At 61.5% G+C, this 14,712-nt stretch carries 11 protein-coding genes; 8 read left to right on the top strand and 3 right to left on the bottom strand.

Annotated elements, in window-relative coordinates:
- Positions 1-70: 70 nt before the first annotated feature.
- Positions 71-1,477, bottom strand: a complete 1,407-nt coding sequence (glnA, locus tag RR51_RS02390; protein WP_013974575.1) for a type I glutamate--ammonia ligase — start codon at positions 1,475-1,477, stop codon at positions 71-73.
- A 470-nt stretch (positions 1,478-1,947) separates the two neighbouring features.
- On the opposite strand from glnA, the gene thiI reads away from it, so the two are divergent.
- The 3 genes from thiI to RR51_RS02375 all read left to right on the top strand — a co-directional run bounded on the left by thiI (position 1,948) and on the right by RR51_RS02375 (position 6,966).
- The gene (gene thiI, locus RR51_RS02385) at positions 1,948-3,402 is read left to right on the top strand and encodes a tRNA uracil 4-sulfurtransferase ThiI (protein WP_013974574.1); all 1,455 of its coding nucleotides are present in this window, start codon (positions 1,948-1,950) and stop codon (positions 3,400-3,402) included.
- Positions 3,403-3,529: 127 nt separating this feature from the next.
- Positions 3,530-5,350, top strand: coding sequence for a translational GTPase TypA (gene typA / locus RR51_RS02380; RefSeq protein WP_003259874.1), 1,821 nt, complete (start codon positions 3,530-3,532; stop codon positions 5,348-5,350).
- Positions 5,351-5,541: 191 nt separating this feature from the next.
- Positions 5,542-6,966: a PhoPQ-activated pathogenicity-related family protein gene (locus tag RR51_RS02375; RefSeq protein WP_039612509.1), complete on the top strand. Its 1,425-nt coding sequence runs from the start codon at positions 5,542-5,544 to the stop codon at positions 6,964-6,966.
- A gap of 151 nt (positions 6,967-7,117) precedes the next feature.
- On the opposite strand, the gene RR51_RS02370 is transcribed toward RR51_RS02375, so the two are convergent.
- Positions 7,118-7,522 (bottom strand): YkgJ family cysteine cluster protein, encoded by a 405-nt coding sequence (locus tag RR51_RS02370; RefSeq protein ID WP_052261026.1) that lies wholly within the window; start codon positions 7,520-7,522, stop codon positions 7,118-7,120.
- Positions 7,523-7,706: 184 nt separating this feature from the next.
- Between RR51_RS02370 and RR51_RS02365 the strand changes: the two genes are divergently transcribed.
- From RR51_RS02365 to RR51_RS02345, 5 genes are all read left to right on the top strand, one after another.
- Complete coding sequence (locus RR51_RS02365; RefSeq protein WP_039612507.1) at positions 7,707-10,157, top strand: glycogen/starch/alpha-glucan phosphorylase; 2,451 nt, start codon at positions 7,707-7,709, stop codon at positions 10,155-10,157.
- Between the two features lie 254 nt (positions 10,158-10,411).
- The gene (locus RR51_RS02360; protein WP_013974568.1) at positions 10,412-11,422 is read left to right on the top strand and encodes a class 1 fructose-bisphosphatase; all 1,011 of its coding nucleotides are present in this window, start codon (positions 10,412-10,414) and stop codon (positions 11,420-11,422) included.
- A 3-nt stretch (positions 11,423-11,425) separates the two neighbouring features.
- Entirely contained in the window at positions 11,426-12,022 is a 597-nt protein-coding gene (locus RR51_RS02355; protein WP_013974567.1) for a DUF924 family protein, read from the top strand.
- 295 nt (positions 12,023-12,317) lie between these two features.
- A complete protein-coding gene (gene bamE / locus RR51_RS02350) occupies positions 12,318-12,572 on the top strand; it encodes an outer membrane protein assembly factor BamE domain-containing protein (RefSeq protein ID WP_003249234.1) in 255 nt (84 codons plus the stop codon).
- Positions 12,569-13,141, top strand: a complete 573-nt coding sequence (locus tag RR51_RS02345) for a lipocalin family protein (protein WP_003259870.1) — start codon at positions 12,569-12,571, stop codon at positions 13,139-13,141. The genes bamE and RR51_RS02345 overlap by 4 nt, the downstream gene beginning before the upstream one ends.
- Positions 13,142-13,310: 169 nt before the next feature.
- Here RR51_RS02345 and RR51_RS02340 read toward each other — a convergent pair whose 3' ends face one another.
- On the bottom strand, positions 13,311-14,675 hold the full coding sequence (locus RR51_RS02340; protein ID WP_039612506.1) for a formimidoylglutamate deiminase: 1,365 nt from the start codon (positions 14,673-14,675) through the stop codon (positions 13,311-13,313).
- Positions 14,676-14,712 lie beyond the last annotated feature (37 nt).

The raw sequence follows: 14,712 nt of genomic DNA, 5'->3' as shown, positions 1-14,712 counted from the left end.
ACGGAAACGAAAACGGCCTCCCGAAGGAGGCCGTTCGTGATCATGTCATCGGCGCGAGGCGCCGATCAGATCAGCAGCTGTAGTACAGCTCGTATTCCAGCGGGTGAACGAAGGTGCGGACCTTGATTTCTTCTTCGCTCTTCAGCTCGATGAAGGCATCGATGAAGTCGTCGGAGAACACGCCGCCCTTGGTCAGGAACGCACGGCCCTTGTCCAGCTCTTCCAGAGCTTCCTTCAGGCTGCCGCAAACCTGCGGGATGTCCTTGGCCTCTTCAGGCGGCAGGTCGTACAGGTTCTTGTCGGCAGCATCGCCTGGGTGGATCTTGTTCTGGATACCGTCCAGGCCGGCCATCAGCAGGGCCGCGAAGGCCAGGTATGGGTTGGCCGATGGGTCCGGGAAGCGAGCTTCGATACGGCGGGCTTTCGGGCTGCCGACGTAAGGAATACGGATCGAGGCGGAACGGTTGCGAGCCGAGTAGGCCAGCATTACCGGGGCTTCGAAGCCTGGGACCAGACGCTTGTAGGAGTTGGTCGACGGGTTGGTGAAGCCGTTCAGGGCCTTACCGTGCTTGATGATACCGCCGATGAAGTACAGGGCGGTGTCGGACAGGCCGGCATAGCCTTCACCCGAGAAGGTGTTCTTGCCGTCTTTCCAGATCGACATGTGCACGTGCATGCCCGAGCCGTTGTCGCCGTACAGTGGCTTCGGCATGAAGGTGGCGGTGCGGCCGTAGGCGTCGGCAACGTTGTGCACGACGTACTTCAGCGCCTGTACTTCGTCAGCCTTCTTCACCAGGGTGTTGAACTTGACGCCGATTTCGTTCTGGCCGGCAGTCGCCACTTCGTGGTGGTGAACTTCGACGGTCTGGCCCATTTCTTCCAGTGCGTTGCACATGGCAGTACGGATTTCGTGGTCGTGGTCGAACGGCGGAACCGGGAAGTAGCCGCCCTTCACGCCTGGACGGTGGCCTTTGTTGCCGCCTTCCACGTCAGCGCCGGTCATCCACGAGCCTTGCTCGGAGAAGATCTTGAACATCGAGCCGGAGATGTCCGACTGGAACTTCACTTCGTCGAAGATGAAGAACTCTGGCTCCGGGCCTGCGAATACGGTGTCACCGATGCCGGTGCTCTTCAGGTACTCTTCGGCGCGCTTGGCAATGGCGCGAGGGTCACGATCGTAGCCCTGCATGCTCGATGGGTCGACGATGTCGCAGGTGAGGATCAGGGTCGGCTCTTCGGTGAACGGGTCCAGTACGGCAGTTTCGTCGACCGGCATCAGGATCATGTCGGAGGCTTCGATGCCTTTCCAGCCAGCGATGGAGGAACCGTCGAACATCTTGCCGACTTCGAAGAAGTCGTCTTCCAGTGCATCACGCGCCGGCATGGTCACGTGGTGCTGAGTGCCTTTGGTGTCCGTGAAACGCAGATCAATCCACTTGACGTCATGATCTTTGATGAGTTGAACCGACTTCGACATGTTGTCCTCCGGATGGTCTAGAGCGCGGTGGGCCGCTGCCCTGGAAAAAGGGTGTTGCCGGGCGCGGATAGTCGGCCAAGCTTACCTGCCTCACAAGGGAGCAAATTGCATGCCAGTGCCCGAAAATGGCGAGGGCGGGATAAAAGGGGGCGTTTGCGGGTATCTGGGAGTGGGGTGCTGGGGAAAAGTGCACTCTTAAGATGCGAATTTTGGTAGCAGTGCACCAATAGCGTGCATTGCTTGAGTTGTGTGCTTTCTTTGGGGGCCTCATCGCCGGCAAGCGAGCTCCCACAGGTAGGGCGCAGGTCTTGAGGACTGTGGATAGCCTGTGGGAGCTGGCTTGCCGGCGATGAGGCCGGTGCAGGCAATATAAATCCGACCTTCTGTACAAAAGTTGGTCAAATCCTGAGCAATTTCCGCTATAATTCGCGCCCCTCATTTTCGGCAGGCCCTGCGCGCGCTGTTAACCAATGAAACTTATCGTCAAAGTCTTCCCAGAAATCACCATCAAGAGCCGGCCGGTGCGCAAGCGCTTCATCCGCCAGCTCGGCAAGAACATCCGCAACGTGCTCAAGGACCTCGATCCTGAGCTCGTGGTCGATGGTGTCTGGGACAATCTCGAAGTGGTCACCCGCGTCGAAGACGAAAAGGTCCAGCGCGAGATGATCGAGCGCCTCACCTGCACCCCGGGTATCACCCACTTCCTGCAGGTAGAGGAATACCCGCTCGGCGACTTCGATGACATCGTCGCCAAGTGCAAGCAGCACTTCGGCCACCTGCTGGCCGGCAAGCACTTCGCCGTGCGCTGCAAGCGCGGTGGTCACCACGACTTCACCTCTATGGACGTCGATCGTTACGTCGGCAGCCAGCTGCGCCAGCAGTGCGGCGCCGCCGGCATCGAGCTGAAAAACCCGGAAGTCCTGGTGCGCATCGAAATCCGCGACCAGCGCCTGTACGTGATCCATAACCAGCACCAGGGCATCGGCGGCTACCCGCTGGGCGCCCTGGAGCAGACACTGGTACTGATGTCCGGTGGCTTCGACTCCACCGTGGCGGCTTATCAGATGATGCGCCGCGGCCTGATGACCCACTTCTGCTTCTTCAACCTCGGTGGCCGTGCCCACGAGCTGGGCGTGATGGAAGTGGCTCACTACCTGTGGAAGAAGTTCGGCAGCAGCCAGCGCGTGCTGTTCATCAGCGTGCCGTTCGAGGAAGTGGTCGGCGAGATTCTGAACAAGGTCGACAACAGCTACATGGGCGTGACCCTCAAACGCATGATGCTGCGTGGTGCCGCGCACATGGCCGACCGCCTGGAGATCGATGCCCTGGTCACCGGCGAAGCGATTTCCCAGGTGTCCAGCCAGACCTTGCCGAACCTGTCGATCATCGACTCGGCCACCGACAAGCTGGTGCTGCGCCCCCTGCTGGCCAGCCACAAGCAGGACATCATCGACCAGGCCTACGCGATCGGCACTGCCGACTTCGCCAAGCACATGCCAGAATATTGCGGCGTGATCTCGGTAAACCCGACCACCCACGCCAAGCGCCACCGCATGGAGCATGAAGAGAAGCAGTTCGACATGGCCGTGCTGGAGCGCGCCCTGGAACGCGCCCGGTTGATCTCCATCGACCATGTGATCGACGAACTGGGCAAGGACATCGAAATCGAGGAAGTGACCGAGGCGCTGCCCGGCCAGATCGTCATCGACATTCGTCACCCCGATGCCCAGGAAGACGAACCTCTGGTGCTGGACGGTATCGAAGTCCAGGCCATGCCGTTCTATGCCATCAACAGCAAGTTCAAGCAGCTGGATGCCAACCGCCAGTACTTGCTGTATTGCGACAAAGGTGTGATGAGCCGTCTGCACGCACACCACCTGCTCAGTGAGGGACATGCCAATGTGCGTGTTTATCGTCCGGCATAAGACGCCAGGGCTGTATGGCGGCAGCATCCGCCATCGCCCTCCCGACCACCGGGCCCGCTGAGCCTCAAACCGTACATATTCGCCGCCTACACTGGCGGCAACCGAATCCTCTGATCGAGATACAGTTGTGATCGAAAATCTGCGTAACATCGCCATCATCGCCCACGTTGACCATGGTAAAACCACCCTGGTCGACAAACTCCTGCGCCAGTCCGGCACCCTGGAGCGTAACGAGCTCAACGACGAGCGCGTGATGGACTCCAACGACCAGGAAAAAGAGCGCGGCATTACCATCCTGGCGAAAAACACCGCCATCAACTGGAACGGCTACCACATCAACATCGTCGACACCCCCGGCCACGCCGACTTCGGTGGCGAGGTTGAGCGTGTAATGTCGATGGTCGACTCCGTGCTGCTGCTGGTCGATGCCCAGGACGGCCCGATGCCGCAAACCCGCTTCGTGACCAAGAAGGCTTTCGAAGCTGGCCTGAAGCCGATCGTCGTGATCAACAAGGTTGACCGTCCGGGCGCGCGTCCTGACTGGGTTCTGGACCAGATCTTCGACCTGTTCGACAACCTCGGTGCCACCGATGATCAGCTGGACTTCCAGGTTGTCTACGCCTCGGCCCTGAACGGCATCGCCGGTCTGGACCACACCGACATGGCCGAAGACATGACCCCGCTGTACCAGTCGATCGTCGACAACGTACCGGCGCCGAACGTTGACGTCGATGGCCCGTTCCAGATGCAGATCTCCGCTCTGGACTACAACAGCTTCCTCGGTGTTATCGGCGTTGGCCGTATCGCCCGTGGTCGTATCAAGCCGAACACCCCGGTTGTTGCCATCGACACCGAAGGCAAGAAGCGTAACGGCCGTATCCTCAAGCTGATGGGCCACCACGGCCTGCACCGCGTCGACGTTGAAGAAGCCCAGGCTGGCGACATCGTCTGCATCAGCGGTTTCGACGAGCTGTTCATCTCCGACACTCTGTGCGACATGAACAACGTCGAGGCGATGAAGCCACTGACCGTTGACGAGCCGACCGTTTCGATGACCTTCCAGGTCAACGACTCGCCGTTCTGCGGCAAGGAAGGCAAGTTCGTCACCAGCCGTAACATCAAGGAACGTCTGGACAAAGAGCTGCTGTACAACGTTGCACTGCGCGTTGAAGAAGGCGACTCGGCTGACAAGTTCAAGGTTTCCGGCCGTGGTGAGCTGCACCTGTCGGTTCTGATCGAAACCATGCGTCGTGAAGGCTTCGAGATGGCTGTAGGCCGCCCTGAAGTGATCATCCGCGAAGTCAACGGCGTGAAGCAGGAGCCGTTCGAGAACGTCACCATCGACATCCCTGAAGAATCCCAGGGCAAGGTCATGGAAGAAATGGGCCTGCGTAAGGGCGACCTGACCAACATGGCGCCGGATGGCAAAGGCCGTGTACGTCTGGAGTACAACGTACCTGCTCGTGGTCTGATCGGTTTCCGTAACCAGTTCCTGACCCTGACCAACGGTGCCGGCATCCTGACCTCGATCTTCGATCGCTACGACACCATGAAAGCTGGCCAGATGTCCGGTCGCCTGAACGGTGTACTGGTTTCGATCGAGACCGGCAAGGCGCTGACCTACTCGCTGGAAACCCTGCAGGCTCGCGGCAAGCTGTTCATCGAGCACGGTCAGGACATCTACAACGGTCAGATCATCGGCCTGAACAGCCGTGACAACGACCTGGGCGTGAACCCGACCAAAGGCAAGAAGCTCGACAACATGCGTGCTTCGGGCAAAGACGAAGTCATCGCCCTGGTACCGCCGGTTCGCCACACCCTGGAACAGGCCCTGGAATTCATCCAGGACGACGAGCTGTGCGAAGTGACTCCGAAGTCGATCCGCCTGCGCAAGAAGATCCTGGACGAAGGTGAGCGTACCCGCGCTGCCAAGAAAGCCAAGGCTTGATCGTCTAGCTTGAGCTGAAACGAAAACGCCCCCGGTCGAAAGGCCGGGGGCGTTTTTGTTTGTCTGACGCAGGTTTTTGTAGGTGATATCTCAAGCTGATGTAGGTGGCATCTTTCACGGCCTTTTGCGACTTGTGCGCGCTTGTTGTGATGCATAGCGTGAAGTGCTTTCTCGAAGCAGGAAGCATGCACATGAATTACCGTTTAGCGCTGGCCATCCCCTGCCTGATGGCTGGCTTGCAGGCTTGCACCCTGCAGGATTGTGCCAGCCTGCGTCCGCAGGATGTTGTCCAGTGCCATATTGGCAAGGTGCTTCAGGCACCCTTGGAAGCCGTATTGCTCGAGCAAGCCTCCGAGCCTGGGTATGCGTTCCGTCGCTTGCAGATGGTTTCGCAGGTTTGGGAGCCAGCGCCGGTGGTTGAGCCGCGCCGCTGGGAGCATGATGTCGAGCTGCATATCCCGCACAATGCCGTGCCCGGCAAAGCCTTGCTGGTGGTGAACAACGGTGTACGGTTCGGACCGGCGCAAACCCCGGACTATACCCGCGAGGCATTGCGCGAGGTCGCCCTCAAGGCGCGGATGGCCGTGGTCATGATCAGCGATGTGCCCAATCAGTATGTGACCTTCAACGATAACGAGAAGCCCTTGCGCGAGGATGACGCCGTGGCCCATACCTGGGCTCATGCGCTTCGCGGCGCCGCGCCGGAATTGCCACTGCACGTGCCGATGGCCGCGGCGGCAAGCCGGGCGATGGATCTGGCCGAGCAAGAGCTGGCAGGGCAAGGGCTCACGGTGGACCGCTTCATTATCACGGGTGCCTCCAAGCGCGGCTGGAGCGCATGGCTCACGGCATTGGCCGATGAGCGGGTGATGGCCATCGTGCCCAGTGTGATCGACGTCGCGGATACTTCGGACATGCTGGCCGGATTGCGCAAGCGTTATGGTGGTCACTGGCCCTTGGCGCTGGGTTCCTACCAGCAGGCTGGTGTCCTGCAGCAGCTGGGTACCCCGGCATTCGAGCGGCTGATGGCGATGATGGACCCGATGCAGTACCTGAACGAGAAAAGGCAGCGTCTGGCCATTCCCAAGTACCTGGTGTCCGCCAGTGGTGACGATTTCTTCGCCCCTGACCCGGTCACCGATTATCAGCAGCGCCTGCCGGGTCAGACCATCCTCAGGGTATTGCCGAACTCCGACCATGGCGGGGTGCGTCAAGCGATAGTCAGTACCTTGGTACCTGCGGTGACGCGCCTGCGCGATGGCAAACCTTTGCCAAGCGTGCAGGTGTCGGCCAGCGGGCATGCCGGGCAGATGAGCGTCGACTTCTCTGAGCCGCCAGTGACGGTGAAGGTGTGGACGGCGAGCAACAGCCAGGACCGCGACTTCCGTTTTGCCTGCGGGGTGCGCTACCAATCCGAGACGCTCGCTCCCATGCAGAACTTCACCCTGCAGCGCACGCCGCCGGCGGTGGGATGGCAGGCGCAGTTCGTCGAAGCGAAGTTTGCTGATGGCTTTATCGCGACCAGCCCGGTCAGCGTGCTGCCGCAGACCTATCCCGAACATCCACCGGCGGAGCAGGGTGGTGCGTGCAGGAGCTTTCCCTCTGGCGGAAAGTAGAAATCTGGCTTGGCACATGATTGGCCAGCAGTGGCCGCTTTGCGGCCCTTCGCGGGCTTGCCCGCTCCCACAGGTGTGTCGCTGAACCCATGATTTGCGCGCCCCTTGTGGGAGCGGGCAAGCCCGCGAAGAGGCCCTTGAAGGCTAGCGATCAGCGATCGACCACCTTGGGCTTGTAAGCACAATAACCTGGCCGCGGCCCGACCTTGGGGTGGTTGCGGCAGGTATCCGGCCGCTTGTCATAAATGGTGCACAGCCGGCTTTTACGATCCAGATACAGGCAGTCATCATTGCTCATCCGGGTCAGGGTGAAGATCCCCGACTTCTGGTTGAAGCGTTCGATGATGCCGTCCTTCTGCAGGCGCTTGGCGATGTTCTTCGGCGGTTCGTCTTTCTCGAACTCGTCGACCACACCGATACGGATCAGATCCTTGATCTTCACCTCCACCGGCAGGGTGCAGCAGGTCGAATGGCAGCCATGGCACATGTTGCTGGTGTAGCGCTGCCAGGTCTCCAGGCGGTCGACTTCGGCTGCGGCGATCAGGGTCGTTTTCATCTTTATGGGGTGTATCACGGTCTTGGGGCGCGCGATGATACCGGAATTGTTCAATTTATGAACAACCTTTTGCCGGAATCGCAAAGTGGGCATGAAAACTGCGAACGCTAACTGTCACTCCCTGTCGAAGGGTCTAGGCTCAACAGTCTCCCTCCGTTTTCGTCAACTTGCCCGAGGATGCCGCATGTCCCAGGAACCCAAAGCTCGTGACGCCGAGGTGGCCGAATTTCGCGCCGCTGTACTGGACAAGCTGACCTACGCGGTTGGCAAGGACCCAGAGCACGCCTTCGACCACGACTGGTTCGAGGCCATCGCCCTGGCCGCGCGCGATCACATGGTCGATCACTGGATGGACCACACCCGCCAGGCGTATCGCCGCAGCCAGAAGCGGGTCTATTACCTTTCTCTCGAATTCCTCATCGGCCGGCTGCTGTATGACAGCCTGAGCAACCTGGGCCTGCTCGACATTGCCCGCGACGCATTGGAAGGGCTGAACGTGGACCTGGAGCGCATTCGCCTGCTCGAGCCCGATGCTGCGTTGGGCAACGGTGGCCTGGGCCGCCTGGCGGCATGCTTCATGGAAAGCATGTCGACCCTGGGCATTGCCGCCCACGGCTATGGCATCCGCTATGAGCACGGGCTGTTCCGTCAGGCCATGGTCGATGGCTGGCAGCAGGAGCAGACCGAGAACTGGCTCGACTTCGGCAACCCTTGGGAGTTCGAGCGCGCCGAGGTGATCTACCCCATCAGCTTTGGCGGCAGCGTCGAAACGGTGTACGACACCCACGGCCAGCAGCGCCAGGTATGGTGGCCGGGCGAGACCGTACGGGCGGTGGCCTATGATACCCCGGTGGTCGGTTGGCGCGGGGCCAGCGTCAATACCCTGCGCCTGTGGCGTGCGCGGGCGCTGGAAGAGCTGCACCTGGAACGCTTCAATGCCGGCGACCATCTGGGCGCGGTGGCCGAGGTGGCACGGGCCGAAAGCATTTCGCGGGTGCTGTACCCGGCCGACAGCACCGAGGCGGGCCAGGAACTGCGCCTGCGCCAGGAATACTTCTTCGTCTCGGCTTCGTTGCAGGACCTGCTGCGCCGCCACCTGAACATGCACGACAACCTGCTCAACCTGCCGGATGCGGCGGCCATCCAACTCAACGACACCCACCCGTCGATCGCCGTGGCCGAGCTGATGCGCCTGCTGGTCGACCAGCATGAGATCCCTTGGGATACCGCCTGGGAGCTGACCGTCGGCACCCTGGCCTACACCAACCACACCTTGCTGCCCGAAGCCCTGGAAACCTGGCCGGTGGCGCTGATGGAACGCATGCTGCCGCGGCACATGCAGATCATCTACCTGATCAACGCCTACCACATCGACGCGCTGCGGGCGAAAGGCCTGCACGACTTCGACGTGTTGCGGGCTGTGTCGTTGATCGAGGAAGACAATGGCCGCCGGGTGCGCATGGGCAACCTGGCGTTCCTCGGCTCGCACAGCGTCAACGGTGTGTCGGCGCTGCACAGCAAGCTGATGAAAAGCACGGTGTTCGCCGAGCTGCACAAGCTCTACCCGCAACGGATCAACAACAAGACCAACGGCATTACCTTCCGCCGCTGGCTGTACCAGTCCAACCCGCAGCTGACCGCGATGCTGATCGAGGCGCTGGGCCCTGAGCTGCTGGACGACCCCGAAGGACGCCTGGCCAATCTGGTACCGTTCGCCGACAAGAGCGGTTTCCGCAAGCAGTTCGCCGCGCAGCGCCTGCACAGCAAGCGTGCCCTGGCCAGCATCATCCAGGACCGTCTGGGCGTTACGGTGAACCCCGAGGCGTTGTTCGACGTGCAGGTCAAGCGCATCCACGAATACAAGCGCCAGTTGCTCAACCTGCTGCACACCGTGGCGTTGTACCAGGCCATGCGCAACGACCCCGGTACCGACTGGGTGCCGCGGGTGAAGATCTTCGCCGGCAAGGCCGCGGCCAGCTATCACCAGGCCAAGCTGATCATCAAGCTGGCCAACGACATCGCCCGGGTGGTGAACAACGACCCCACCGTGCGCGGCCTGCTTAAGGTGGTGTTCCTGCCCAACTACAACGTCAGTCTGGCTGAAAGCATCATCCCGGCGGCGGACCTTTCCGAGCAGATTTCCACCGCCGGTTACGAAGCGTCCGGCACCAGCAACATGAAGTTCGGCCTGAACGGCGCGTTGACCATCGGTACCCTGGATGGTGCCAATGTCGAGATGAGCGAGCAGGTGGGTACCGAAAACATGTTCATCTTCGGCCTTACTGCGCAGCAGGTGGAGGCCAGGCGGCGCGACGGTGACTTTGGCGCCAGTGCGGCGATTGCCGCGTCCAGCCGCCTGAACGACGTGTTGCAGGCTGTTCGCAGCGGGGTGTTCTCACCGGACGACCCGTCGCGCTACAGCGCGCTGATCGACGGGCTGGTGGCTCATGACCGCTTCCTGGTGTGTGCCGATTTCGATGCCTACTGGGATGCCCAGCGACGGGTCGAGGAGCTTTGGCACACGCCGCAGGAATGGTGGCGCATGGCGGTGCTGAATACCGCGCGGATGGGCTGGTTTTCCTCGGACCGGACCATTCGGGAATATGCCAGCGAGATCTGGAAGGCGCTGGATTGAGGTAGGCCTGTGCCGGCCTCTTCGCGGGCACGCCCGCTCCCACATGGACTGCACAAGGTTTCCAAGGTTGTGCAACTCCTGTGCGAGCGGGCGTGCCCGCGAATGGGTCCACAACCAGACCACCGGCCTGGCGCGCGCTGAACTACCAACCTATTGTGCCGTCTGAGAGCCGTGGCGAGTCTCATCACTCGCTAGCCCGCAACTCTCCCTGTAAACTGCGGGGGTTTTTATCCCCAATCCTTTCGGAGCCATACATGTCCCGCGTTACCCTTAGTCGCTATCTGATTGAGCAGACTCGCAGCAACAATACCCCTGCCGATCTGCGCTTCCTGATCGAAGTGGTGGCGCGTGCGTGCAAGGAAATCAGCCATCACGTGTCCAAAGGCGCCCTCGGTGGCGTGCTGGGCAGCATGGGCACTGAAAACGTGCAGGGCGAAGTCCAGAAGAAACTGGACGTGATTTCCAACGATATCCTGCTGGAAGCCAACGAGTGGGGCGGCCACCTGGCCGGCATGGCTTCCGAAGAAATGGACAACGCCTACCAGATCCCGGGCAAGTACCCGAAAGGCGCCTACCTGCTGGTATTCGACCCGCTGGACGGCTCGTCCAACATTGACGTCAACGTTTCGGTCGGCACCATCTTCTCGGTACTGCGTTGCCCTAACGAATACCTGAGCCAGAACGAAACCCTGAACGAAAAAGCCTTCCTGCAACCAGGCACCCAGCAGGTCGCCGCCGGTTACGCCATCTACGGCCCGCAGACCATGCTGATCCTGACCCTGGGCAACGGCGTCAAGGGCTTCACCCTGGACCGCGAACTGGGCAGCTTCGTCCTCACCCACGAAAACATTCGCGTGCCGGAAACTACCGCAGAATTCGCCATCAACATGTCCAACCAGCGCCACTGGGAAGCCCCGGTTCAGCGTTACGTGGGCGAACTGCTGGCAGGCGAGACCGGCCCGCTGAAGAAAAACTACAACATGCGCTGGATCGCCTCGATGGTGGCCGACGTACACCGCATCCTGACCCGTGGCGGCCTGTTCATGTACCCACGTGACGCCCGCGAACCGAGCAAGCCGGGCAAGCTGCGCCTGATGTACGAAGCCAACCCGATGTCCTTCATCATCGAACAGGCCGGCGGCGCCTCCACCAACGGTTACGATCGCATCCTCGACATCCAGCCAGAAAGCCTGCACCAGCGTGTGTCGGTAATCCTCGGCTCGAAGGAAGAGGTCGAGCGCGTCACCGCCTACCACAAGGAGTAAGTCATGCTCGCACCTTGGCAGCCGTTGCTGGAGTGGTGGTTCGGTTGGGGCACCAGTCCCCAGGCCGTGGCTGACGAGAAGAGCACGCTGTGGTTCGGCAAGCATCATGATGCCGACGCCCATGCGCTGTTTGGCGACCTGGTCGAGCATGCCCTGGCGGGTGGGCTCGACGAGTGGCAGCAAAGCCCGCAGGGCTGGCTGGGCCTGCTGATCCTGCTGGACCAGTTGCCGCGCATGATCTACCGCGACACGCCGCGTGCCTTCGAGGGCGACCGGCGTGCCCAGGTGGTGGCGATGCAGGGTTTGCAGAAGAACTGGGATTACCAGCTGCTGCCGATACAGCGGGTGTTCGTGCTGCTGGTTCTGGAACATGCCGAAGTGCTGGACTGGCAGAACCTGTGCGTCGAGCGCTACCAGGTGCTGCTGGACGAGCAACCCGAAGCCAACCGCCGGTTGTTCGAAGGCTTTCTCGACTATGCCGAGCAGCACCAGCGGGTAATTGCCCGTTTCGGGCGCTTCCCGCACCGCAATCTGGTGCTGGAGCGGCCGAGTACCAGCGAAGAGATGGACTTTTTGCTGGAGCCTGGGTCCAGGTTCTGATTCCAGGGTTGTCGGGATCATTGTAGGAGCAGCCTTGTGCTGCGAAGTGTCCCTCGCTGCCCATGCATCCCTGTTGGCCTTACCGGCCCTTTCGCAGCACAAGGCTGCTCCTACAGTACGTAGGGGCGGCCTTTTTGTTTGGGCGGGATAATTCTTTGTGATTAATCGCACAGTAGTGGCCATCCGACCAATGGCGTAGGGGTAGAGGAGGGGGAGCAGGGAACCTGGGAGGGTTTTTACCGTCGAAGGTCACTGCAGGCCACTCGCCTGTATCCCCTCTCCAGGAGTGTCCTTCATGTCGTTGCGTTCCCTCGCCCTGTTGTCGCTGTGCGTCGTTCTGACTGCCTGCAGCAAGATCAATCAGGAAAACTATTCCAAGATCAAGGCCGGTATGAACAAGGCCGAGGTCGAGCAGCTGCTCGGCACGCCGACCGAGTGCTCTGGTGCGCTGGGGATGAGCAGCTGCACCTGGGGGGACGAGAAGAGCTTCATCAGTGTGCAGTACGCGGCTGACAAGGTGCTCATGTATTCAGGGCAGGGTCTCAAATGAGGCGCGTGTATCTGCTGATGGGGGTATGCCTGGCGTTGCTGCTGGGCGGTTGTGCCGGCTCCGTACACGACCCGCTGGCGCCGAAAACCGCGGGCAACATCGACCTCAAGCGCTACCAGGGCAAATGGTACGAACTGGCGCGCCTGCCAATGCGCTACCAGACCGGCTGTGAGCAGTCCGAAGCGCACTACAACCTCAGGCTCGATGGTAGCCTCGGCGTGCTCAACCGCTGCCGCACCATGGGTGACGAATGGCTGCGCGCCGAAGGGCATGCGAACATCCAGGAGCCAGGGCATACCGACAAGTTGTGGGTCGAGTTCGACAACTGGTTCACCAAGCTGGTGCCAGGGGTGGCGAGGGGCGAGTACTGGATCCTGTATGTGGATGATCGCTACCGCACGGCGGTGGTCGGCAGCCCGGACCGCAAGCACTTGTGGCTGCTGTCGCGTACGCCGACGCTACCAGCCTGGGAGCGCGAGAACCTGATGTCCAAGGCCCGGCAGCAGGGTTATGACACCAGCCGGCTGATCTGGCGCGCGTCGGACCAGCAAATCGTCAAGATGCACTGAGGTTCAGAGTAGTTGTGGGTGTGAGCCTACTCGCAACCGCGATGTATGGCACCGGCTTCGCCGGTGTTCGCGGGTAAACCCGCTCCCACAGGTACTGCACCGTATCTGAGTTCAGCGCCTGGCCTGTGGGAGCGGGTTCACCCGCGAATGCGATAGAACTGCCGGAAGATCAGCCCAAAAGCTGCCGCAGTACTTTGGCAAACGCCAGCGCACTTTGCTCTTCCTGCGCATGCCGCCCCTGGCGCACCACCCACTGCCCATTCACCATCACATCCCGCACCTGGCGATCGCCGCCGGCAAACAGCCAGCGGTTGAGAATCGCATCCCCATCGGCCATGGCGATGTAAGGGTCCTGCCCATCGAGCACCAGCCAGTCGGCGCGCTTGCCCACGGCCAGTTCCCCGACCGCCTGGCCCAGCGCCTGCGCACCGCCCGCCAGAGCCGCGTCATACAACGTCCGCCCGACCATCGGCTGGTCGCCGCGATACAGGCGGTTACGCCGCTGGTCGCGCAGCCGCTGGCCGTATTCCAGCCAGCGCAGTTCTTCCACCACGCTCAGCGACACATGGCTGTCCGAACCAATGCCCATGCGCCCACCCTGTGCCAGATAGTCCACTGCCGGGAAAATCCCGTCGCCCAGGTTGGCCTCGGTGGTCAGGCAAAGTCCGGCTACCGCGCCGCTACGGGCCATGGCGGTGACTTCATCCGGCTCTGCGTGGGTTGCGTGCACCAGGCACCAGCGCGGGTCCACATCCACATGTTCGTACAACCACTGCAACGGGCGCAGGCCGCTCCAGGCCAGGCAGTCGTCGACTTCCTTCTGCTGCTCGGCGATATGGATATGCACCGGGCACTGTTTGTCGCTGGCTGCCAGCACTTCGGCGATCTGCCCGGGCGTCACCGCGCGCAGCGAATGGAAGCACAGACCCAGTTGCTGCGCGGGTTGCGCGGCCAGCAGCGGGGCCAGCTGCGCTTGCAGTTGCAGGTACTGTTCAGTGGAATTTATGAAGCGCCGTTGCCCGTCATTCGGGGCTTGGCCGCCGAAGCCTGCGTGGCTGTACAGCACCGGCAGCAAGGTCAGGCCAATGCCGCTGTCGGCTGCAGCCGCACTGATGCGGTGGGACAGTTCGGCCGGGTCGGCGTAGGCCCTGCCGGCCTGGTCATGGTGCACGTAGTGGAACTCGGCGACCGAGGTATAGCCGGCCTTGAGCATTTCGATGTACAGCTGGCGGGCGATGACCTGAAGCTGCTCCGGACTGATCTGGCCGACCAGGCGGTACATCAGGTCGCGCCAGGTCCAGAAACTGTCGTTGGGGTTGCCGGCGACTTCTGCCAGCCCTGCCATGGCGCGCTGGAAGGCATGCGAGTGCAGGTTGGGCATGCCGGGCAGCAGCGGGCCGGCCAGCCGCTCGGCGCCTTCGGCCGAGGCGCCCGGCTCGATGCGGGCCACATGGCCATCACTGGTGACCTCGATGCGGACATGGCTGGCCCAGCCCGTGGGCAGCAGGGCGCGTTCGGCGAAGTAGGCGGACATCGGTAAAAATCCTGTTATTGTTAACTTGTATATACAT

The organism is Pseudomonas sp. C5pp (genome assembly GCF_000814065.1).
GTDB lineage: Bacteria > Pseudomonadota > Gammaproteobacteria > Pseudomonadales > Pseudomonadaceae > Aquipseudomonas > Aquipseudomonas asiatica.
This window is presented reverse-complemented; position numbering and strand designations above follow the sequence as displayed.

Excerpts from the sequence above, each read along its gene's own strand:
- thiI (WP_013974574.1), top strand. The coding sequence starts at position 1,948 with ATGAAACTTATCGTCAAAGTCTTCCCAGAAATCACCATCAAGAGCCGG.
- RR51_RS02370 (WP_052261026.1), bottom strand. The coding sequence starts at position 7,522 with ATGAAAACGACCCTGATCGCCGCAGCCGAAGTCGACCGCCTGGAGACC.
- RR51_RS02365 (WP_039612507.1), top strand. The coding sequence starts at position 7,707 with ATGTCCCAGGAACCCAAAGCTCGTGACGCCGAGGTGGCCGAATTTCGC.
- RR51_RS02375 (WP_039612509.1), top strand. The coding sequence starts at position 5,542 with ATGAATTACCGTTTAGCGCTGGCCATCCCCTGCCTGATGGCTGGCTTG.
- bamE (WP_003249234.1), top strand. The coding sequence starts at position 12,318 with ATGTCGTTGCGTTCCCTCGCCCTGTTGTCGCTGTGCGTCGTTCTGACT.
- RR51_RS02355 (WP_013974567.1), top strand. The coding sequence starts at position 11,426 with ATGCTCGCACCTTGGCAGCCGTTGCTGGAGTGGTGGTTCGGTTGGGGC.
- glnA (WP_013974575.1), bottom strand. The coding sequence starts at position 1,477 with ATGTCGAAGTCGGTTCAACTCATCAAAGATCATGACGTCAAGTGGATT.
- RR51_RS02345 (WP_003259870.1), top strand. The coding sequence starts at position 12,569 with ATGAGGCGCGTGTATCTGCTGATGGGGGTATGCCTGGCGTTGCTGCTG.
- RR51_RS02340 (WP_039612506.1), bottom strand. The coding sequence starts at position 14,675 with ATGTCCGCCTACTTCGCCGAACGCGCCCTGCTGCCCACGGGCTGGGCC.
- RR51_RS02360 (WP_013974568.1), top strand. The coding sequence starts at position 10,412 with ATGTCCCGCGTTACCCTTAGTCGCTATCTGATTGAGCAGACTCGCAGC.